Below are 21,199 nucleotides of genomic sequence, written 5' to 3'. Positions count from 1 at the left end.
CTATCCTTTTTTAGATATACTAATGAAAAATACGATGGAGGTTTAAATATGAAATATGACATTATAGGAGATATTCATGGATGCTTCCAAGAGTTTCAAAATTTAACAGAGAAGCTAGGATATAACTGGAGTAGCGGTCTACCGGTTCACCCTGACCAACGTAAACTTGCATTCGTTGGCGATATTACAGACCGTGGTCCTCATTCATTACGTATGATTGAAATTGTATGGGAACTTGTCATACATAAAAAAGAAGCTTATTACGCTCCTGGAAATCACTGTAATAAACTATATCGATTTTTTCTTGGGCGTAATGTAACAGTCGCTCACGGACTTGAAACAACTGTTGCTGAATATGAGGCACTTCCTCCTAATAAGCAAAACATTATAAAAGAAAAGTTTATCACTCTTTATGAACAATCACCGCTCTACCACATACTAGATGAAAAAAGAGTAATCGTATGTCACGCTGGGATTCGGCAAGATTACATAGGAAGACGAGATAAAAAAGTACAAACCTTTGTATTATATGGTGATATTACAGGAGAAAAGCATGCCGATGGCTCACCTGTCCGTCGCGATTGGGCGCAAGAATACAAGGGGCAAGCTTGGATTGTATATGGACATACACCAGTAGCAGAACCTCGATTCGTCAATCAGACAGTCAATATTGATACTGGTGCTGTATTTGGTGGCAAATTAACCGGATTACGTTATCCTGAAATGGAGACTATCTCTGTCCCTTCTTCTTTACCTTTTGTCGCTGAGAAATTCCGTCCAATTTCATAACTACCTTACTTAGCGAGAAATTACCATATTATTTAGGCAGATTTCATATGAAACTAGGTAAAGTAATTAAAAAAAGATGCAATAAAGTGCATCTTTTTTTAATTACACTACATATAATGTCGCAGGAGGTGACAGAATGAAGAAAAAATCTTCTAAACAAAAAAGAAAATTCCCCCCTTTATATCTGCCCATGTACGGAATTAACAACTGGTGTAGTATTCGGGCTGCAGCGATAGAAGAACTGGAAGAACAAGAGTCATCAAAAAAAAGCAAAGTAAAACCAACATATGTCTCTTTAGAAAATGCTGTGATGAGCCGCATAATCGATCGCAGAAAAATAAAGATGCAACAAAAAAATAAACAGCTTTCAAATCAAGATGAACAGATACTACATTCTAACCAAACAGAAGAAAAGACGGAAGAAAATATTTCTGTAGCAATGAATAAAAAAGTGGAACCAGAAATTCCAGCTGCTATTATAAACAAAGTAAAAAAAATAAAAGAAGCATTAGCTTCATCGAATGATATACAAATTGAAAAACCACTCATAATTGAGACACCTACACCTGAAAATACAAAAGTTAAAAGGGGCGGCCGATATGCATATGCAGAGGGGCTTCACTCTCATGCGGAGGGCATGGCAGCACATGCGGAAGGCTTATTAACACACGCAAAAGGTTCTTTCTCTCATGCAGAAGGATCAAACTCAAAAGCAACTGGACATAGTTCGCATAGTGAGGGAAGTGAAACGACAGCAGGCGGGGCTTATTCTCATGCGGAGGGTAAACAGACAATTGCTTTAGGCGAAGCAGCACACGCAGAAGGAAACGCAACTATCGCTAACGGATCCTCTTCTCATGCGGAAGGTCATCATACATCAACAGCTCATTTTGCAGGTAGCCATATTATGGGGCGCTTCGGCACTGCAGAAGAAGCTTATTCTTGGTTTATTGCAAATGGTGTAAGCGACACCGACCATAATATCGGGGCTAAATGGCTTGCTCATAATGGAGAAATGTACATTGAGGGCGCGTCTTACAATGCAAGCGGAACGGATTTTGCACAAATGTTTGAAACCGAAGGTTATAAACCTATTGATGTCGGTTATTTCGTTACATTTAGTAACGAAGAAAAAATTCGGATAGCTACTTCACGCGATTCGTTCATTTTAGGAATATCTAGTGCAACCCCTGCCCTTATAGGAAATAGCGGGGCTTTAAGTTGGCAAAAACGTTATAAAACAGATAACTTTGGAAAACGCCAATATGTATGGACGGAAGCCGAAGAAATACAACCTCTTTTAAATACAGAATGGGATCCAACTTGCAAATATGTAGCAAGAAAAGATCGCGCCGAGTGGCTTCCTGTCGGATTAATTGGACAAATGTTAGTACGTGATGACGGCACTTGCGAAGCACATGGATATTGTCGTCCAAATGACAATGGCATTGCTACAAAAGCCGAAAGTGGATTTTTCGTTATAAAGCGTACGGGTGAAAACCAAATTTTAATATTATTCCGCTAAGAAAAAAGGGAACAAAATTCTTTATAATATAAGAATTTTGTCCCCTTTTTAAGTATGCCGCAACACTTCTTGCATATCGCTTGGAAGCTTTATAGTGAAAGACATCTCTTTCTCTAAAATAGGATGATAAAACGTCAAAGATTTACTATGAAGTGCTTGCCGTTTCATTTCATCCCTTCTCCCTCCATATAAGCTATCACCAAGTAACGGATGTCCTATATGAGCCATATGCACACGAATTTGATGCGTTCTTCCTGTCTCAAGCTCAAGCGCTACATGTGTCTTATGATATGTACTATCAATTACCTTAAAATGAGTAACTGCCCTTTGTCCATCCTCACAAACCGTTCGCTCAATAATGCTATCAGATTTTCGACCAATTGGTGCATCAATCATTCCTTCTCGTTCTACAATCTTTCCGTGAACAATTGCTTCATACGTTCGTTTCACAGCTTTTTGTTGATGCTGCTTCGATAAAAGATGATGCACGAAACGATTTTTTGCAATAAGCATAAGCCCCGAAGTATCACGATCTAAACGTGTTACGATGTGCACTGTACTTGCAAGGTGCTGCTTATTATAATGAGATAAAAGCGCATTGGCAACACTCCTTGTCGGATGTTCTCTAGACGGAATCGTTGACATGTTCGCCTCTTTATTAATGATAAGAACCGCGTCATCTTCATATACAATGCTTAAAGGGATATCTTCTGCCATCATCCCTTCACTTCTTTCCTCAACTGGAAAAAAGACACGTAATTCTTCACCAGCACGCAACTGATGACGAACACTCGCATGTTGACCATTTACTTCAATTGCCCCGCCGTGAAACTTTATATCCGTTAAAGCGGCTTTAGAAATACATTTCGTTTTCAAAAATTCCCTAACTAAAGTTCCCTCTTCAGCCGGACCTATATCCCATTTCAATGTAAATCTGTTCAAATATATAACCCTTTCTATTTATCTGCAACAAACGAGTCACGAACTCGTTTCCAGAACGGGAATGGACGGAAACGAACAAATCGTACTTTCTCGTTTGCGACGCGATACTGGATTGATTTCACATCTTGATGAACCATCGTTAAATGATCCACTGTAATTTGTAAGTTCATTCCTGCAGCTGGCTTTAACACACATGTATGATGCTTCGGCAATACAAGTGGCGATCCTACAGTACGAAATACACGATTGTTAATGGACGCCATTTCTGCAATTTGTATCGCTTCAATAGATGGGTGAATAATCGCTCCGCCAAGCGCTTTATTATACGCGGTACTTCCTGAAGGAGTAGAGATACAAAGGCCGTCTCCGCGGAATGTTTCAAAATATTCTCCGCGTATTTCTACTTCTGTTACTAATGTACCTTCTGCACTTTTTACAGTCGCCTCATTCATCGCTAAATACTGTGACTCTTTACTTCCATTCACATAGCGAATAATAACTTCTAAAAGCGGATATTCCACCACTTGGAATGGTGTTTTCGCAATTGCAATTACTAATTTCTCTACTTCTGTCGGTAACCAATCTGCATAGAAACCTAGATGTCCTGTATGTACACCAACAAATGCTGTTTCATCCAATCGATTATAATAACGATGAAACGCATATAAAAGCGTTCCATCTCCCCCAACAGAAATTACAATATCGGGTTCCTTTTCATCCATTATAAATCCAAAATCTAGCAAGTACTCTTTCATCGTGCTTGCCAGTGTATCTGATGATTGATCTCCCTTTGACATAATTGTAAATTTCATCGCCCAACACCCTTTAGTTTATGATTCAGAATCTTTCGTTTCTTGCTTTCTTGAAAAAGCCTTTTGCGCTTCTTGAATTTCAAGACGAATAGAAGACATTTCTTCATCTAATAAAAACGCCGCTTCAGCTGCACGTTGCAACCTTATTTTAATATCTTCAGGAAAACGTCCACTATATTTATAATTTAAAGAATGCTCAATTGTTGCCCAAAAGTTCATTGCTAGCGTGCGTATTTGGATTTCTACCAATACTTTTTGTTCACCCTGAATCGTTTGAACAGGATAACTAATGACAACATGATAAGAACGATAACCGCTATCTTTCTTTTGCGTAACATAATCACGTTCTTCCACGATTTCAAAGTCATTTCGTTTTCGAAGATATTCTACAACAGGCTTAATCTCATCAACAAATTGACACATCATTCTAAGCCCAGCAATATCCTGCATATCTTCTCTCAATCGGTCTAGCGGTACATTTCTCTTCTCCGCTTTATCAATAATACTTGCAACCGACTTTACCCTTCCTGTTACAAACTCAATTGGAGAATGCTCTGTTAACATTGCAAATTGAGTACGCATTCCTTTTAGTTTCACTTTCAGCTCTGCCACCGCTTGGTGGTAAGGTGCTAAAAATTCTTCCCAATTTCGATTCATTTCAACCACCACCAAAATCAATCCATTTGCTTATAGAAATACTTTTTCTACAGCAGTTACTAGTTCTTCTCCGTAATTTGCATTACCTTCAATATTTTCAACTAAATATTCTACTTCTTCTTTTAATCCTTCTAATTCCATTTCAATGTCATTCACGCGAACGAACATAACCACATCGTTATTCATCGCTTCATGCATTGCTTCCCAGCATGTGTGCGGAATACTTACATAAATGAAAGATGATTCATTTTCTAAGATATATAAAAATAATAAATTGTCTGAGTCTACAAGTACGTGATTACGCGCACTTAACTCCTTTACCTCTATTTCACTATTTTCCGCACAAAAAATAAGAGCATTCTCTCTCTTTTCTACGCTCTTAACTTGGATTTTATTTTGCATGCTCTAACTCCTCCATCTCAACTTCCTGTCTTACTTAACAGTATTATTGTATCATAACATGGACGCAAACAAATAAAACATTGAACCAAATTTATGAAAAAGCGATAATGTGTAAAGAATTATTTTTCAAAAGGAGATTATACAATGACACAAGAAATTGAAATTGAATTCAAAAATATCGTTACAAAAGAAGAATTCGATACATTATGTAAATCGTTTTCTATTGAAGCATTTACAAAACAAGTGAATCACTACTTTGAAACACCTGACTTCTCGTTAAAAGAAGCTGGCTCTGCACTTCGTATTCGTCATAAAGGAGAAACTTATACGTTAACGTTGAAACAACCTGCAGAAATCGGTTTATTAGAAACGCATCAAGTCGTAACAGAAGACGAAGCAAAAATGATGATGGAAACTAACACAATCATTCAAGGAGCAGTAGTAGATCAATTACACAAATTACAAATTCCTGTTTCTGCTTTAACATATATGGGTAGTTTAACAACAGAAAGAGCAGAAACATTATTTAAAGGCGGAACGCTTGTCTTTGATCATAGTTTCTATTACAATCACGATGATTATGAAATTGAATTTGAAGTGCAAGATGAAGAAACAGGAAAAGCTGCATTTATTGATTTATTAACGCAACATAACATACCTGTTCGCCATACAAATAACAAAGTAAAACGCTTTTTCCTTGCCAAACAAAACAAAGCACGCTAAAGTGAAAATTCCACTAGTGAATATGTTTCACTAGTGGATACATCTCACTAAAAAAGGTTACACCCGTAGAATAAGCAAAGAATCTTTGAGAAGGCTGTTTATTTGCCCTCTCGAACATTCCATTGCTACAATAGATATACATTTCATGGAAAAAGGAGTTTATAAAGGATGAGCAAGCAACCGATGACACCATTTGAAGCAATTGGCGGTGAACAATGCATTGCAATATTAGTAGATACATTTTATTCCTATGTCAGTAAACACCCTGACTTATCTCCCATCTTCCCGGAAGATTTAACAGAAACCGCTAGGAAGCAGAAGCAATTTTTAACCCAATATTTAGGTGGTCCTAATTTGTACACTGAAGAACATGGTCATCCTATGTTAAGAGCACGCCATCTCCCGTTTGAGATTACCCCAAAACGAGCAGAGGCTTGGCTATCATGTATGGAGCAAGCAATGGATGATACTGGAGTGCATGGTCATATAAGAGAGTTTGTTTTTGAACGTTTAGCATTAACCGCTCAGCATATGGTTAATACTCCAAACGAAACAGGTGAAGTGTAATGGATAAGCAGGAAGCAAAGCATATAAATATGCCATCTCCTTCCGCATGCGAGCATAAGTCTGTAGAAGCATATTTATTTATTGATCCACTTTGTAAAGATTGCTGGGAAATTGAGCCTTTTATTATTAAACTATGGCTTGAATACGGGAAATACTTCTCTATTCGTCATATCGTAACAGGGAAAGTGGATGGAACGAACGCTTCCTCACACAAATGGAATAAACCTGCTAATATTCGATTTGTGTGGGAAAAGACAACCAGTTTACAAGGTTTTTCATGTGATGGAAAGGTACATATGCAAGAAGCATCGTCAACACCATATTTAGTTTCGATGGCAATTAAGGCAGCGGAGTTGCAAGGCCGAAAAGCAGGTTCGAAGTTTTTGCGAAAACTCCAAGAATACATTTTCCTTGAAAATGTATCAAACCCTGATTGCGAACTATTACTTGCATGTGCGAGAGATAGCAATATTGATGTAGAAGAATTTAAAAAAGATCTACATTCTGCTAGTGCAAAAAAAGCTTTCCAATGTGACTTGAAATTCACGAATGAAATGCATATTACAGAAATACCTTCCCTCGTCTTTTTTCATGCGAACTCAGATGAAGAAGGTATTAAAATCGCTGGAAATTATTCCTACGATGTATACGTACAATTATTGAAAGAACTTGTAAAATGTGAAATTGAGCCAGAACCATTACCACCTTTAGAAGTGCTACTAGAAGCAACACAATTTATATCTTCAAAAGAAGTAGCATTTATTTATGACTGTCCGCAACAAGAAATTGAACGCGAACTAAAAAAATTACAACTGAAACGAAAAGTACAAATGATAGAAGTAAAATGCGAACGTTATTGGAAATGGATAGCAAAAGAAAAAGACCTGGTGTAAACACCAGGTCTTCTTCTTTACGGCTTATAAAAATATTAAAGGGGATGGGAGAAATTTTCACGTTCAAACAAAGGGGTATATGTTTGTATGTGAATTCGTTCACGCTTATTATATTACAAGATTCGACGTCAGATGACAACCCCTTTTGTCGAATTTCACACTTTTGTCACATTCTAAACGTTTTCATTTTTGAATAAGCTATAAAAAAGGTCATTTAGGGGGTTTATTTATGAAAAAATCTTATATTGCTCTTCTCTTTCTAGCTGTCATCGTTTCTTTTTTCTTGTACATCCTCTCTCTACTACAAGCTTTTCCTAAAATTATTGCCTTACCTCTTTTATTCGGAATCATCGTTATCACACTCTCTTATTTCAATTATAAAAAACGATTCAAAGGGTTTTAATTTCAAAAATCAGCCGTCAAGCTATCCTTTCAGTTAGAAAAAACAAAAAAATCCACCTTTCTCTTCAACAAATATCGACATTAAATCTATTCAACAAAAAAGACGAGGATACAATCCCTCGTCTTTTTCATTACTTTTCTTCAAATAATAATGCTTCTAATTCATTTAATTTCTCTTCAAATACTTGTAGCGCCTCTTTTACTGGTTCAGGAGATACCATATCTACTCCTGCTTTTTTCAGCACTTCAATTGGATAATCAGAGCTTCCTGCTTTTAAGAACTCGTTAATATAACGTTCTACTGCTGGTTGTCCTTCTTCTAAAATCTGTTTAGATAGAGCTGTCGCTGCACTAAATCCTGTTGCGTATTGATATACGTAATAGTTGTAGTAGAAGTGTGGAATACGAGACCATTCTAAACCAATCTCTTCGTCGATTACTAAAGCGTCACCGAAATATTTCTTATTTAAATCGTAGTAAATTTCCGTTAGCATGTCTGGCGTGACAGCATGTCCTTCTTGTACTTTCTTATGAATAATATGTTCAAACTCTGCAAACATCGTTTGACGGAATACAGTACCACGGAACCCTTCTAAATAATGATTTAATAAATATAGACGCTCTTTCTTATCTTCTGTCGTTTTTAATAAATAATCATTTAGAAGTGCTTCATTACAAGTAGATGCCACTTCTGCTACGAAGATGGAATAATCACCATATACGTGCGGTTGTGTTTTTCTTGTATAGTAACTATGCACCGAATGACCAAACTCATGAGCAAGTGTAAATAAATTATTTACATTATCATGCCAGTTCATTAAAATATACGGATTTGTTCCATATGCACCAGATGAATATGCCCCGCTTCGTTTTCCTTTATTCTCATACACATCTACCCAGCGATTTTCATATGCCTCTTTCAAAATATCAACATATTCATCACCAAGTACGTTTAAAGATTTTAATAAAAGGTCTTGCGCTTCTTCGTATTTCACATTCATTTTCACTTCTGGTACAAGTGGTGTATATAAATCATACATATGAAGCTCATCAAGTCCTAGTGCACGCTTACGAATATCGATGTAACGGTGTAATAAATGTAAGTTGTCATTTACTGTTTCAACGAGTTGATCGTATACTGCTTCCGGAATATTATTATTGCTCAATGCAGCTTGGCGAGCAGAATCATATTTACGAACACGCGCATTGAAATTATTACGTTTCACTGCTCCACTTAACGTACTTGCGAATGTGTTTTTAAATTTTCCGTACGTTTCATATACAGCTTTAAATGCATCTTTGCGAACACGAGGATCATCACTTTCTAAAAACTGAATGTAACGGCCATGTGTAATTTCTATTTCTTCTCCGTCTTCCCCTTTAATAGATGGGAATTTTAAATCCGCGTTATTCAACATACCGAATGTATTGCTTGATGAACTCATTACTTCAGACGCTTCCGCTAATAAAGCTTCCTCAGCTTCTGATAATACGTGCGGGCGTTGACGTGTAATTTCTTCTAATGCATGTTCATATACACTTAAATCTCTATTTTCCTTCAAGAATGTTTGCAGTGTATCTTCTGAAATCGATAAAATTTCAGGAACAATATACGCTGTGCTACTAGATACTTGTGAATATAAATTTGTTGCGCGATCATTTAATGCTTGATATACAGAGTTTGTTGTATCTTGATCGTAACGCATATGAGCATATGTATATAACTTACCTAATCGCATTGAAATTTCATCTTCATATTGCAATGCCTCAAGTAAATTGTCCGCAGAGTCACCAAGTTTCCCTTTAAATTCAGTTAACTTCGGCAATAGCTCTTTAATAGCTTGGAATTCTTTTTCCCATTCTGCATCCGTTTGGAAAATATCTTCTAATCGCCACGTACTTGCTTCTTCAATCTCGTTGCGATCTGGTAATGCTTTCGCTTTGTTTTGTTCAGACATTCTTTAAGCCCTCCTTTTAATATCTCTACTTAAGTACAATTCGTTTTTTCTTATGTAATTCCTTCACAATCATTCTTTATTATATCCCCTTTTCCTCCTCTCATGTTAAAATTTGCCTCAAATAAAGATAGCGCATGTATTAAGCAAATCTCATCATGTTTCATAATTTCCTCCTCTGATTTTAACATCACGACATCCCTTATTTTCCGGTACGTATAAGTTCCCACTTTACACAAAACACCTATATAGCATAAAAATGTCATATATTCAGTAACTGCCACTTTCCATATGTGCTTTGAAAAGTACGGAAGTATCCGCCTTTTCGTATACCTTTTTGCATAACTACACACGTATTGAAGAGAAATACACTCTCCCACTGCAAGCTCCCCTATACACTTCATATAGAGGAAAGCTTGCCATATAAATGGGTTTGTTTGTAAAGCAAATGCAGAAGGGAGTGGAACACCAATTTCAGAAGGAAAGCTTGCTGGGGTACATTTAAATTGATATAAGAGGCGTAATAATGACTTATAATTATAATTCCAAATCGGCAGGGCATTTTTGCGGAAGTAGTTCTTTCTCTTCTCCCACTCTTCACCCAATCTTTCTTTCCCGAAAGGAACGGGAGAAAAAAGCATTTCAAAAGTAGTCGTATCAGTTGGTAAATATATAGTATGTGAGAAAAAAACATTTGTAGAAAAGGGAGTGACAAATGCACATTTCATAAATGATTTTTGTTTCGGACAGAAGAAAATAAGAAGTGGCTGAGGATAAGATTGTAAGGAGAAAGCCATAAGTGAGGAAAATTTCATCCAATATGCAGATTGCTTTTTCAATTGATTTCCACCAACGATCCAAATGACCTGTATACCAGCTTGCCAATACGAATATGTTCTTTTGTACAGCTGCTCTATAGCGAGGTTTGCACATTGGTATTCAATTGCAATTTTTCTGCCCGCCCTCTCTACAAAAACATCTGGTCGTTGCTTAATTTCTGGAAGGTAGTACTCTATATCCACCTGAAAGTTTTGACGCTTGAACCATCTATATAACAATTCTTTACCATGCATATGATACGTTGATTCCGCTTCATAAAAGGCAAGACATGAATTCACTTTTTTATGAGCAAAATGCCAACTTTTTTGTTTCCCTAATTTCATTTGCACTTCCTTTCCACAAGCTACACAAAAGAATCGTTCTTGTTGACACATACGGCGCAAAAGCTTTTCATTACAATTATAGAGTAAATGAATTTTCTCTCCGTTTTCTCTTTTAGCGATAAATATCGTAATCACACCCTTTCAGCTCCTTATATTCTACAATTTGTTACAAATTCCTTTTAAAAAAGAGATGTCCCAATTTCGGACATCTCTTTTTATAATAAAGGTGATAATAAGCGGTATGTTGATTCAACAATTCGTCTATGAAGACGTCTTTTATGAAAATGATCAACATGAATTTCACTTGATTCTTCTAAATCATCTTTAAAGTCTTGAACAAGTTTTCGAATGCTATCTGTATCATATAAAAAGGCATTTACTTCAAAATTCAAATGAAAACTTCTCATATCCATATTAGCTGTCCCAATTGAAGCTAAATCAGAATCGACGATGACAACTTTACTATGAAGAAAACCTTTTTCATATTCATATATCTTTACACCTGCATCTAAAAGCTCTGGGAAGTAAGATCTCGATGCGTAAAAGACAGTACGCTTATCCGGTTTACTCGGCATTAATAAACGAACATCAATACCAGCAAGTGCAGCAACCTTTAATGCGGATAAAATATCATCATCCGGAATAAAATACGGCGTTGCAATCCAAATGGATTTCCGAGCAGAAGCAATCATGGCAAAATATAAATGCTTAATCGTTTCCCATTTATTATCAGGCCCACCTGCAACAAGCTGCACGCCTCCCCAATGCTCCCCCTCAACTGCTTTCGCTTGTAAATATTCAGGGGCTAGCACAGCCTCACCAGTCATATAAAACCAATCTTGAAGGAAAATAAGCTGCAAACTTTGTACAGCTTCACCACGCAAATATAAATGTGTGTCTCGCCAAAAGCCGAAGTACTTATCCTTCCCTAAATATTCATCACCAATATTTAATCCACCTACAAAGCCTTCATTTCCATCAATAATAACGATTTTTCGATGATTTCGATAATTAATTTTATCGTTTAAAATCGGAAAGCGTACAGGGAAGAACGGAATCATTTCGACTCCTGCATCGTTTAATTCTTCAATATACGATTTTGATAATTTAAAACTTCCAACCGCATCATACAAAAAACGAACGACTACGCCCTCTTTTGATTTTTGTATTAAAATATCTTTAATTTCCATTCCAAGCTTATCATCACGCACAATGTAATATTCCATATGAATGTGATGTTTCGCTCGTTTTAATCCATCTAAAATGGCCTGAAACGTTTCATCTCCATTTGTTAATGTTCTCGTTTCAGTTTGAAATGAAATATTTAAAGCGCCTAAGCGATCCGCTAAACGAAATAACAGCTCTTGATGCTTATGATTGCGTAAAATCCGTTCTTCGTAATCTTCATGCCCCTTATATTGTAAAAACGCTTGTTCATCGAGCAACGCCTTCTTTTGGAACATTCTCTTCCTCCGAAAGTTCTGTCCGAATAATAAATAAGCGAAGAATCCAAATACCGGAAAAATACCTAACACAATGAGCCATGTAAGTGTTTTTGACGGATGACGGTTCTCTAAGAAAATAACGCAACCAATTAAAAACGCAGATACTGTAAATAAAATACTAATAATACCTAAAACCGAAACATCTTTTATCCCAATCACATCTGAATAAAATGCTACATCAATAAACATACGTAACGAAACAAATAATGCGAACAATAGCAGTATAAAGAAAATCAGCTTTAACGTATTTTTCATCTCTTACCTCCTAACTAAGAAAGCTTTCCTATTCTTCATATAAAAAGCCGATTTCATACTACAGAAATCGGCCTACGTTTTAGCAGGAAAATTATTGCGAATCGTTTCAAGCGCATGCTCTTTCACAATTTGTTTTCCATACTCACTTACACGATGAATTGTTAAAGTTGATTCTTCTCCATATTCTAAAATAATACTTAAAATACGATCGATTTCTTCTTCATCATGTAGCACTTCATCGAATTCCACATATACATAATAGCGGTTCTCAAATGAATACAGCTCATCTTTTATATCTTCAAAGATAAGACGATGACTTAATGAAATGACATCTTCAAAATCATTAAACTTAATTAAAAAGCCAAACGTACCATCTTCATTAAAGTTTGTTCCTGTTTGTTCTTCTACCTCTTCGACTAATTCTTGCTGGAATAATGATTCGATGCCTTCATCTAGAGGAATATCTATAATTTTGTCTACCCCTATCGGTAGTTCCAGCTTTTGCCCGTCCTTTGAAAGCTCTGCTTTCGTGACAAGTACTTCAATCCCTTTATCGACTGCTTGCACTTGAATCCATAACGGCCCATCAATAAAGAAATCGTCATGATCACGAGCTTCGTCCATCATCTCCCAAAAGAGCTCTTCACTTCGTTCGCGATCATACCAAATCTCTTCACGATTAAATCCTCTATCCTCTATATCAATGTACGTAATAAAAAATTTCATCGTATGATCATTAATTCTTTCAATATCCAAAATACAACTCTCCCTTCCTGCTTAGAATTGTTATGAAGGGATTCCCCACTCATATGACAAATCAATAGATTCTTGTACTCTCATTTTATGATAAGATTCTCCAGAATGGAAATAAAATCGATTTATTTTACAAAAATAGTTATATGCCTATCTTTACTCGATAAACTACATAAATATATTATTATAGCGATTTCTTACTTACAAAAAATTTGGACATACATTTCCACATTCCCCCGTACACTGTAATAAAGTGAAACTTCTATTAGAAGAGATTATTTAACAACAACTTTCTTCATCACATACATATAGTTCGCTTATTAAAACATCATAAATGGAGGCAGACGAATGGACTTAGAGTTTTTAACATCCGTACTAATGATTGTCGGTATCGATGTTGTATTAGGTGGTGACAATGCAATCGTCATCGCACTAGCTAGCCGAAATTTACCTGAATCGAAACGAAATAAGGCTATTTTGATCGGTACTCTTTTAGCGATTGTACTAAGAATTGTCCTTACTATACTAGCTGTCTATTTACTCGACATTCCATTTCTACAATTGATTGGCGGGGTTTTACTTACATTAATTGCAGTCAATTTATTAACCGATAATAGCAACGATCTTTCTTCTATTCAAGGAAAAACAACTTTATTTCAAGCTGTGCGGACAATTGTTTTCGCGGATCTCGTTATGGGGTTTGATAATGTTATTGCCATTGCAGGTGCAGCTCACGGGAGATTTTTACTCGTCATAATCGGCTTACTCATTTCTATCCCGATTATTATTTGGGGCAGCAAACTTATTTTAATACTTATGGAGCGATTTCCATTCCTCATTTATTGCGGTGCAGCAATTCTTGCCTATACTGCAGGAAAAATGGTTACACATGAAGACAGACTTGCAACCTTTTTTCATAACAATCCAAGTTTCACTGCAAGCATTCCTTATTTGTTCATTTTCACTATTTTATGCATCGGCTTTATTGTACAACAAGTTCGATTACGCAATGTGAAACATTAAAAAAAACCTTCTACTATATAATAGGTAGAAGGTTTTCATATTATTATAATTAATTTACAAGACGTTGTGCTTCACGTAATTGGAACGTTCTTACTGTACGTGGTAAGAAACGACGAATTTCGTCTTCGTTGTAACCAACTTGAAGGCGTTTCTCGTCAATCATAATTGGACGACGTAAAATCCCTGGATAGTCACGAATCATCTTATATAAATCTTGAAGTGGTAAAGACTCTAAGTTTACATTCAATTCTTGGAAAACTTTCGAACGAGTAGAAATAATCTCATCCGTTCCGCTTTCTGTCATACGTAAAATCTCTTTAATTTCCTCAATCGTTAATGGATCTGAGAAAATATTACGTTCTGTATAGGGAATATGATTTTCCTCTAGCCATAATTTCGCCTTTCTACAAGACGTACAGCTTGGAGAACTATATAATGTTACCATACAAAGCTCACTCTCCTTAAAGAGTACAAATTCTGTACTAAATACAGTTTTAATTTCTAACTTCAGCAATTTTTCGTGATAACTTGTCTTATTGAAAAGTACAAAAATCACATTTCATGTAAGCAACAACTTATAATAAACAACAATTACTTTTAATAAGTAACTTCTATAATCATTATACAATAGATTTTGCAAGAAATATACAGTAAATTTCCTGCTAGTTGAGAAAACTCTCCCGTGTATTTCACTGCTATGTAACATGATTACGCTCATTTCAGCTGTACTTTAACAATAACTTTCAACCCTTTTACTACTCACTTCCCATAGATTTTTCATATAATATATAGTTATTTATCTATAATCTTCCCTATGAAAAAGAGAACGTTTTCTTACTTTTTCTTGATAAATCAATTAAGAAATGTAAGACTATACAAATGAGAATAAAAAGGAACATTTGTTCTTATTTTAACAAATATCCTCCCTCCTGTCTACATGATTTCTAAAGTAAATTAAATATTTTTCTGACATTTCTTTCTTTTTCATTTTTTATCTCATACAATAAACATACAGACAGGCAAAGGGGGAGTTTTCAAATGATTGCTTTTTTTATTGATTTTATTACGGTTGCTGCCCTCATCATCGGAATAACAGCATTGATTGGTGTCATTACAAATAGCATCGGCGAAAAGCTCTTTGGTGGAAAAGAAAAAATGAAGTTTGTTAACAAAAGTTTGGATGTACAATCTGGCTGGAACCAAGTTGGCGGAAAAGGCATTTATAAGAAACGAACGTATTAAAAAAAGCAGGTGATCACCTGCTTTTTTTCTTATTTCTCTACTGACGCCCATTTAAAGCTTAAATCGCCGCCATATTTATGGTTATACATATTTTTAATTGAATCTCTTTGTAAATATGCTCTACCACGTTGATATACTGGAACGATCGCAGCATCATCAAGTAACATTTTTTCTGCTTCTAATAAGTTCTTCCAACGAGCATTTACATCGCTTCCATCTTTTTTCGCCTTCATAATGATTTCATCGTATTTTGGATTAGAGTACTTCATCTTATTTTGTGACCCATCTGTTACAAACATATCAAGATATGTAATTGGATCTGGGAAGTCCGCACTCCATCCAGAGAATGACATGACATAATCGCCCGCATCTTCTAATTTTAGTTTTTGTGCGAATGGTTGTTGTTTAATTTTTACTGTTAAACCTGGTAAATTCTTTTCTAATTCACCTTTTAAATATTCACCAGTTTTCTTTGATAACTCTACATCTTCATTTAATAATTCTAATTCGATTTCATTTTTACCAAGTTCTTTTTTACCAGCTTCCCAATATTTCTTCGCTTCTTTCACGTTTGGTTTTACAATATCCCCGTTTACAGCACGGAAATCTTTTTTATCTGGTCCTTTAATGAAGTTATCAGGAATTAATCCTGTCGCTGGCTTAGAACCGTTATTTAATAATGTATCCACGAATGGCTTACGGTCAAAAGCAAGTGAAATTGCTTTACGAATATTTTTATTTGCTAAAGCTGGATCTTTTTGATTTAAACGAAGGAAGAATACAGATGTATCTTCTACTGTTTGGAAATCTGGTTTTCCTTTATATTTATCAATAAACTCCGCTAATAACGACGCTCGATCAATTGCATTTGTTTCATATAAGTTAATTGGCGTAGATGTATCTTTTACAATATTAAAGTTTACTTCTTCAATCTTCACTTCTTTATTGTCCCAATATGACGCGCTCTTTGTCATTTTAAAGCTACGTTCATGTTGCCAATCACTTAATGTAAATGGCCCGTTATAAAGCGTTGTATTCGCTTCCAAACCAAACTTCGTACCTTGCTCTTTCACAAACTTTTCATTCACAGGATAGAAGATTGGATATACCATTAAATCTACAAGGTATGGAATTGAATTATCTAATTCCACTTCTAATGTATAATCATCAATCGCCTTTACCCCTAATTGATCCGGACTCATCTCTTTTTTATTAATTTTCTCTGCATTTTTTATATCATACATAATGTACGCTGATTTCGCAGCTGTATCTGGGTTAATCGCTCTTTGCCATGCATATACGAAATCTTTTGCCGTCACAGGCTCACCATTTGACCATTTTGCGTCTTCACGTAATTTAAATGTATATTTTTTACCATCTTCTGATTTTTTGAATTCCTTCGCTACACCAGGAACTAGCTTATCATCTTTTCCTAAACTGTATAAGCCTTCCATCGTATTAGTCATTACTCTTGAAGAAACTGCATCAGCTGATAACGCTGGATCCATCGTTGGAATTTCTTGTGTTTCAATTAAGTTAATAACTTGCTTCGCGCCGCTTTTTCCGCTATCCCCTTTAGCGTTTGCTTGCGATTCATCTTTTTGATAGCTACATGCCCCTAACATCATGCTCATCGCTACTGTTGATGCTACAAAAACTGGTATCTTTTTTTTCATACTTCCACCCTCCAAAAAAATGTTAACCCTTTCATTTTCAAACAAAAAGAAATATATATATGTTCTAATAATTCATATTATACACACAAATGTATTTTTTGTATATTTATATTTCTATTTCATTAAAATTTTTCGTTAAAAAATATACCTTTGTAAACGTTTCATATTGCTGATTATTCATACTAAAGTGTTAAAAATAATATTTTTTATACTTTTCTAAATTATCAGAGAAAAATGAATTTTATATCTCATAATATTTTATGTATAATTATCCTTTTGTTTTTATCATAAAATAGCACTCTCTTCATAATAAAAATATGTAGGCTAAAATGAGTGCAAAGGTTAAGAAAGTATGTTACGATACATTTTGCTAAAAATAGATATCGGTAAAGAGGGGACGGACATGGCAGCAATTCAGGCAAAAAACGGGCCTACTGAGAAATTAAGTTTATTCTTATTAACATGGCCTATTTTTCTAGAAGTTTTTCTTTTTATGTTAATGGGGATCGCTGATACTTTCATGTTAAGTGCATTATCAGACGATGCTGTATCTGGGGTTGGTGCAGCGAATCAATATCTTCATATTGCGATTTTGGTATTAGAAGTCATCGGGAACGGCGCTGCTATCGTTGTATCTCAATACCTCGGTGCCAAACGCTTTATGGAAGCATCTAAAATATCAGCATTAGCCGTCACATTAAATTTAATAGTTGGGCTCGTTATAAGCGCTGGTTTTCTTTTATTTTCGAAACATATGATGCTCGCAATGAACTTACAAGGCGATGTACTAACGTATGCGCAAAACTACTTATCTATCGTCGGAGGAGCCATCTTCCTACAAGCTATTATTAACTCATTAGCCGCAATTATCCGTGTACACGGTTTTACAAAGCAAGCGATGTTTATTTCACTCGGAATGAATATGATTCATATCGCTGGAAACTACGTACTCATTTTCGGGAAATTTGGTTTCCCTGAGCTCGGTGTACAAGGGGCTGCAATTTCTTCCGCTATCAGTCGATTGATCGCACTTATTGTTTTCTTCTGGTTACTATACCGCGTTATGGAATATCGTGTGAAATTACAATATTACTTCACTTTATCCAAAGAATACATTGGGAAAATTTTAAAAATTGGCATTCCATCTGCATTTGAACAAGTGATGTATCAAGCTTGTCAAATCGTCTTCCTTTATTACGCAACGTACTTAGGAACGGAATCATTAGCTGCTAGACAATACGCTACTAACATTTCCATGTTCACTTATTTATTTGCAATTGCAATTGGTATGGGAACAGCCATTATTATTGGCCGCCTCGTTGGTGGTGGCGAAAAAGATGAAGCATACGAACGCTTGTGGAAAAGTGTAAAATGGGCAATTGGTGTAACTTTATGTATGGTCGCTCTCGTTATTACATTCCGTACACAATTAATGGGACTGTTTACAGATAATCCGCACATTATCGGGTTAGGCGCAAGTGTTCTTTTACTAAGTGTACTACTTGAAACGGGACGTACGATGAACATCGTCATCATTAATTCGCTTCGTGCAGCTGGTGATGCAAAATATCCTGTTTTAATCGGTGCATTCTCTATGGTGTTAATGAGTTTACCACTAGGTTACTTTTTCGCCTTTCATTTAGATATGGGGCTCGTTGGTATTTGGCTAGCAATCGCCATCGACGAATGGACACGTGCCATTATTATGTTCTTCCGCTGGAAAAGTAGAGCATGGGAGCGTTATGCGCTTGTTAAACCTGAAGAACAAGAGGAGAATGTTTCTGTTCAAGTTCAGTAATTTTGCATATGGATATCACTAATGATACATGAGATTTATACCGGCGATTCTTTAAATATATCGACTGACCGACAAATGTATACAATTCTTTTATATAGTAGAAAAAGAGCCATCCTTCCATAACAGAAGAATGGCTCTTTTTCTTATTGATAAATCTCTTTATATTTCTTGTACTCCGCTTCCGAACATAGTACGAAATGTCCTGGGCGAATTTCACGCATTGTTGGTGCTTCACTACCATAATTATGCTGTGATGGATCATATACGATACGTTTACGATTGCGCTCATAATCTGGATCTGGAAGTGGAATCGCTGATAATAGTGATTTCGTATATGGATGAATTGGATTCGCATATAATTCATCACTTGTTGTTAACTCAACGATTTGGCCACGGTACATTACACCAATACGGTCACTAATGTATTTTACCATTGATAAATCATGGGCGATGAATAAGTATGTTAAACCTTTTTCTTTTTGTAACTTTTTCAGTAAGTTTACAACTTGCGCCTGAATCGATACGTCAAGTGCTGAGATCGGCTCATCGGCAATGATAAATTCTGGGTCTACAGCAAGCGCTCGAGCGATACCGATACGCTGACGTTGTCCACCTGAGAATTCGTGTGGGAAACGGTTTGCGTGCTCTTTATTTAAACCAACTGTGTTTAATAGTTCATGAACACGGTCCATGCGCTCTTTTTTACTTTTCGCTAGTCCGTGAATATCGATACCTTCTGCAATAATATCCCCTACTGTCATACGAGGGTTTAATGATGCATATGGATCTTGGAAAATCATTTGCATTTTACGGTTGAATTTCTTCAGCTCTGCGCGTGATTTTTTACCATGTACATTTTCACCATCGAATAACACTTCACCAGCAGTTGCATCATATAAACGAATAATCGTTCTTCCAGTTGTCGATTTACCACAACCTGATTCTCCTACAAGACCAAATGTTTCTCCGCGGTAAATATCAAATGAAATATCATTAACCGCTTTGACAACACCACCACTCACGTCGAAGTGCTGCTTTACATTTTTTACTTCAATTAATTTCTCACGTTGTTTAGTCATGTTGTTCACCTGCTTTCATTTGAAGAATGCGTTTTTCAACGACTGCCGGCGGTTTTACTTCTGGAGCTTGCTCGTGAAGTAACCAAGTTGCCGCATAGTGCGTATCACTTACTTTAAATAAAGGTGGGTCCATTTCAAAATCAATTTTCAGTGCCTGTGGGTTACGTGGTGCAAAAGCATCTCCCTTTGGCGGCTTCAATAAATCTGGAGGCGTTCCAGGGATTGCATATAACTCTTCTTCTGAACCATCTAAACTTGGCATAGATGCGATTAAACCCCAAGTATATGGATGTTTCGGATTGTAGAAAATTTCATCTACAGTTCCAATTTCAACAACTTTACCAGCGTACATAACTGCCACTCGGTCCGCAACGTTTGCTACTACACCTAAGTCATGCGTAATGAAAATGATTGCTGCTTCTGTTTTTTGCTGAATGTCTTTCATAAGTTCTAAAATTTGCGCCTGAATCGTAACGTCTAGCGCTGTTGTCGGCTCATCGGCAATTAATAATTTCGGGTTACAAGCTAACGCCATCGCAATAACTACACGCTGTCTCATACCACCTGAGAATTGGTGAGGATATTGTTTTAAACGAGCTTCTGGATTTGGAATACCTACAAGGTCAATTAACTCTAAAGCAACTTTACGTGCATCTGCTTTACTCATCCCTTGGTGTTTAATTAGACCTTCCATAATTTGATTTCCAATTGTCATCGTTGGGTTTAATGATGTCATTGGATCTTGGAAAATCATCGCAATATCTTTACCGCGTACTTGCTGCATTTCTTTTTCTGTTAATTTTGTTAAGTCACGACCTTCAAATACGATTTCACCATTTTTAATGCGTCCAGGAGGATTCGGAATTAATCCCATTAACGCTTTAGAAGTAACTGATTTCCCTGAACCAGATTCTCCTACAATCGCCAATGTTTCTCCTTTTTTCAAATCAAAAGTAACGCCGCGTACAGCTTGTACTTCACCTGCATGTGTATCAAAGGAGACTTGTAAATCTTTTACCTCTAACAATGTTTTCATCT

At 36.0% G+C, this 21,199-nt stretch carries 21 protein-coding genes; 9 read left to right on the top strand and 12 right to left on the bottom strand.

Annotation, left to right across the window (positions count from 1 at the left end; all coding sequences use genetic code 11):
- The first annotated feature begins 48 nt into the window (after positions 1–48).
- Complete coding sequence (gene prpE / locus QO049_RS15440) at positions 49–789, top strand: bis(5'-nucleosyl)-tetraphosphatase PrpE (protein WP_000872694.1); 741 nt, start codon at positions 49–51, stop codon at positions 787–789.
- Positions 790–925: 136 nt separating this feature from the next.
- Positions 926–2,314 carry a peptidase G2 autoproteolytic cleavage domain-containing protein gene (locus QO049_RS15435; RefSeq protein WP_058839332.1) on the top strand — a complete coding sequence of 463 codons (1,389 nt, stop codon included), beginning with the start codon at positions 926–928 and terminating at the stop codon, positions 2,312–2,314.
- Positions 2,315–2,362: 48 nt separating this feature from the next.
- Here the strand turns inward: QO049_RS15435 and QO049_RS15430 are convergent, their stop codons facing one another.
- The 4 genes from QO049_RS15430 to QO049_RS15415 are packed head-to-tail and all read right to left on the bottom strand — an operon-like array spanning position 2,363 to position 5,127.
- Entirely contained in the window at positions 2,363–3,256 is an 894-nt protein-coding gene (locus tag QO049_RS15430) for an RluA family pseudouridine synthase (protein ID WP_098876456.1), read from the bottom strand.
- Positions 3,257–3,270: 14 nt separating this feature from the next.
- Positions 3,271–4,068 (bottom strand): NAD kinase, encoded by a 798-nt coding sequence (locus tag QO049_RS15425; protein ID WP_000673190.1) that lies wholly within the window; start codon positions 4,066–4,068, stop codon positions 3,271–3,273.
- 18 nt (positions 4,069–4,086) lie between these two features.
- The gene (gene yjbM / locus QO049_RS15420) at positions 4,087–4,725 is read right to left on the bottom strand and encodes a GTP diphosphokinase (RefSeq protein ID WP_001081482.1); all 639 of its coding nucleotides are present in this window, start codon (positions 4,723–4,725) and stop codon (positions 4,087–4,089) included.
- Positions 4,726–4,755: 30 nt separating this feature from the next.
- Positions 4,756–5,127: a UPF0738 family protein gene (locus QO049_RS15415; protein ID WP_246962328.1), complete on the bottom strand. Its 372-nt coding sequence runs from the start codon at positions 5,125–5,127 to the stop codon at positions 4,756–4,758.
- A 144-nt stretch (positions 5,128–5,271) separates the two neighbouring features.
- On the opposite strand from QO049_RS15415, the gene QO049_RS15410 reads away from it, so the two are divergent.
- From QO049_RS15410 to QO049_RS15395, 4 genes are all read left to right on the top strand, one after another.
- Positions 5,272–5,850: a CYTH domain-containing protein gene (locus QO049_RS15410; RefSeq protein ID WP_000191120.1), complete on the top strand. Its 579-nt coding sequence runs from the start codon at positions 5,272–5,274 to the stop codon at positions 5,848–5,850.
- A gap of 168 nt (positions 5,851–6,018) precedes the next feature.
- Positions 6,019–6,417, top strand: coding sequence for a globin domain-containing protein (locus tag QO049_RS15405; protein ID WP_000043386.1), 399 nt, complete (start codon positions 6,019–6,021; stop codon positions 6,415–6,417).
- The gene (locus QO049_RS15400) at positions 6,417–7,310 is read left to right on the top strand and encodes a ClpXP adapter SpxH family protein (RefSeq protein WP_000360656.1); all 894 of its coding nucleotides are present in this window, start codon (positions 6,417–6,419) and stop codon (positions 7,308–7,310) included. The genes QO049_RS15405 and QO049_RS15400 overlap by 1 nt, the downstream gene beginning before the upstream one ends.
- Positions 7,311–7,539: 229 nt before the next feature.
- Positions 7,540–7,713 (top strand): hypothetical protein, encoded by a 174-nt coding sequence (locus QO049_RS15395; RefSeq protein WP_000750355.1) that lies wholly within the window; start codon positions 7,540–7,542, stop codon positions 7,711–7,713.
- Between the two features lie 130 nt (positions 7,714–7,843).
- On the opposite strand, the gene pepF is transcribed toward QO049_RS15395, so the two are convergent.
- The 4 genes from pepF to mecA all read right to left on the bottom strand — a co-directional run bounded on the left by pepF (position 7,844) and on the right by mecA (position 13,346).
- Complete coding sequence (pepF, locus tag QO049_RS15390) at positions 7,844–9,670, bottom strand: oligoendopeptidase F (protein ID WP_284489320.1); 1,827 nt, start codon at positions 9,668–9,670, stop codon at positions 7,844–7,846.
- A gap of 50 nt (positions 9,671–9,720) precedes the next feature.
- The gene (locus QO049_RS15385) at positions 9,721–10,965 is read right to left on the bottom strand and encodes a competence protein CoiA (protein WP_284489319.1); all 1,245 of its coding nucleotides are present in this window, start codon (positions 10,963–10,965) and stop codon (positions 9,721–9,723) included.
- Positions 10,966–11,045: 80 nt separating this feature from the next.
- Positions 11,046–12,590: a cardiolipin synthase gene (locus tag QO049_RS15380; protein ID WP_246962326.1), complete on the bottom strand. Its 1,545-nt coding sequence runs from the start codon at positions 12,588–12,590 to the stop codon at positions 11,046–11,048.
- Positions 12,591–12,662: 72 nt separating this feature from the next.
- Positions 12,663–13,346, bottom strand: a complete 684-nt coding sequence (gene mecA / locus QO049_RS15375) for an adaptor protein MecA (RefSeq protein ID WP_000350716.1) — start codon at positions 13,344–13,346, stop codon at positions 12,663–12,665.
- Positions 13,347–13,691: 345 nt separating this feature from the next.
- On the opposite strand from mecA, the gene QO049_RS15370 reads away from it, so the two are divergent.
- Positions 13,692–14,366, top strand: a complete 675-nt coding sequence (locus tag QO049_RS15370; protein WP_000362615.1) for a TerC family protein — start codon at positions 13,692–13,694, stop codon at positions 14,364–14,366.
- 49 nt (positions 14,367–14,415) lie between these two features.
- Here QO049_RS15370 and spx read toward each other — a convergent pair whose 3' ends face one another.
- Positions 14,416–14,811 carry a transcriptional regulator Spx gene (gene spx / locus QO049_RS15365; protein WP_000258267.1) on the bottom strand — a complete coding sequence of 132 codons (396 nt, stop codon included), beginning with the start codon at positions 14,809–14,811 and terminating at the stop codon, positions 14,416–14,418.
- A 593-nt stretch (positions 14,812–15,404) separates the two neighbouring features.
- On the opposite strand from spx, the gene QO049_RS15360 reads away from it, so the two are divergent.
- Entirely contained in the window at positions 15,405–15,608 is a 204-nt protein-coding gene (locus tag QO049_RS15360) for a hypothetical protein (RefSeq protein ID WP_000559971.1), read from the top strand.
- 29 nt (positions 15,609–15,637) lie between these two features.
- Here QO049_RS15360 and QO049_RS15355 read toward each other — a convergent pair whose 3' ends face one another.
- Positions 15,638–17,284: a peptide ABC transporter substrate-binding protein gene (locus QO049_RS15355; protein ID WP_000727250.1), complete on the bottom strand. Its 1,647-nt coding sequence runs from the start codon at positions 17,282–17,284 to the stop codon at positions 15,638–15,640.
- Between the two features lie 352 nt (positions 17,285–17,636).
- Between QO049_RS15355 and QO049_RS15350 the strand changes: the two genes are divergently transcribed.
- Positions 17,637–19,082, top strand: coding sequence for an MATE family efflux transporter (locus QO049_RS15350; RefSeq protein ID WP_246962324.1), 1,446 nt, complete (start codon positions 17,637–17,639; stop codon positions 19,080–19,082).
- A 143-nt stretch (positions 19,083–19,225) separates the two neighbouring features.
- Here the strand turns inward: QO049_RS15350 and QO049_RS15345 are convergent, their stop codons facing one another.
- Together QO049_RS15345 and QO049_RS15340 are read right to left on the bottom strand one after the other, a co-directional pair.
- Positions 19,226–20,161, bottom strand: a complete 936-nt coding sequence (locus QO049_RS15345) for an ABC transporter ATP-binding protein (RefSeq protein ID WP_000166348.1) — start codon at positions 20,159–20,161, stop codon at positions 19,226–19,228.
- Complete coding sequence (locus tag QO049_RS15340) at positions 20,154–21,197, bottom strand: ABC transporter ATP-binding protein (protein ID WP_000854346.1); 1,044 nt, start codon at positions 21,195–21,197, stop codon at positions 20,154–20,156. Before QO049_RS15340 ends, QO049_RS15345 begins: the two co-directional genes overlap by 8 nt.
- Positions 21,198–21,199 lie beyond the last annotated feature (2 nt).

The organism is Bacillus sp. RB3 (assembly GCF_030164735.1).
GTDB classification, from domain to species: domain Bacteria; phylum Bacillota; class Bacilli; order Bacillales; family Bacillaceae_G; genus Bacillus_A; species Bacillus_A cereus.
This window is presented reverse-complemented; position numbering and strand designations above follow the sequence as displayed.

Coding starts and splice junctions, on each gene's coding strand:
- QO049_RS15400 (WP_000360656.1), top strand. CDS start 6,417: ATGGATAAGCAGGAAGCAAAGCATATAAATATGCCATCTCCTTCCGCA.
- spx (WP_000258267.1), bottom strand. CDS start 14,811: ATGGTAACATTATATAGTTCTCCAAGCTGTACGTCTTGTAGAAAGGCG.
- prpE (WP_000872694.1), top strand. CDS start 49: ATGAAATATGACATTATAGGAGATATTCATGGATGCTTCCAAGAGTTT.
- QO049_RS15355 (WP_000727250.1), bottom strand. CDS start 17,284: ATGAAAAAAAAGATACCAGTTTTTGTAGCATCAACAGTAGCGATGAGC.
- QO049_RS15415 (WP_246962328.1), bottom strand. CDS start 5,127: ATGCAAAATAAAATCCAAGTTAAGAGCGTAGAAAAGAGAGAGAATGCT.
- QO049_RS15425 (WP_000673190.1), bottom strand. CDS start 4,068: ATGAAATTTACAATTATGTCAAAGGGAGATCAATCATCAGATACACTG.
- yjbM (WP_001081482.1), bottom strand. CDS start 4,725: ATGAATCGAAATTGGGAAGAATTTTTAGCACCTTACCACCAAGCGGTG.
- QO049_RS15360 (WP_000559971.1), top strand. CDS start 15,405: ATGATTGCTTTTTTTATTGATTTTATTACGGTTGCTGCCCTCATCATC.
- QO049_RS15405 (WP_000043386.1), top strand. CDS start 6,019: ATGAGCAAGCAACCGATGACACCATTTGAAGCAATTGGCGGTGAACAA.
- QO049_RS15380 (WP_246962326.1), bottom strand. CDS start 12,590: ATGAAAAATACGTTAAAGCTGATTTTCTTTATACTGCTATTGTTCGCA.
- QO049_RS15345 (WP_000166348.1), bottom strand. CDS start 20,161: ATGACTAAACAACGTGAGAAATTAATTGAAGTAAAAAATGTAAAGCAG.
- QO049_RS15410 (WP_000191120.1), top strand. CDS start 5,272: ATGACACAAGAAATTGAAATTGAATTCAAAAATATCGTTACAAAAGAA.
- QO049_RS15340 (WP_000854346.1), bottom strand. CDS start 21,197: ATGAAAACATTGTTAGAGGTAAAAGATTTACAAGTCTCCTTTGATACA.
- QO049_RS15350 (WP_246962324.1), top strand. CDS start 17,637: ATGTTACGATACATTTTGCTAAAAATAGATATCGGTAAAGAGGGGACG.
- QO049_RS15395 (WP_000750355.1), top strand. CDS start 7,540: ATGAAAAAATCTTATATTGCTCTTCTCTTTCTAGCTGTCATCGTTTCT.
- pepF (WP_284489320.1), bottom strand. CDS start 9,670: ATGTCTGAACAAAACAAAGCGAAAGCATTACCAGATCGCAACGAGATT.
- QO049_RS15370 (WP_000362615.1), top strand. CDS start 13,692: ATGGACTTAGAGTTTTTAACATCCGTACTAATGATTGTCGGTATCGAT.
- QO049_RS15435 (WP_058839332.1), top strand. CDS start 926: ATGAAGAAAAAATCTTCTAAACAAAAAAGAAAATTCCCCCCTTTATAT.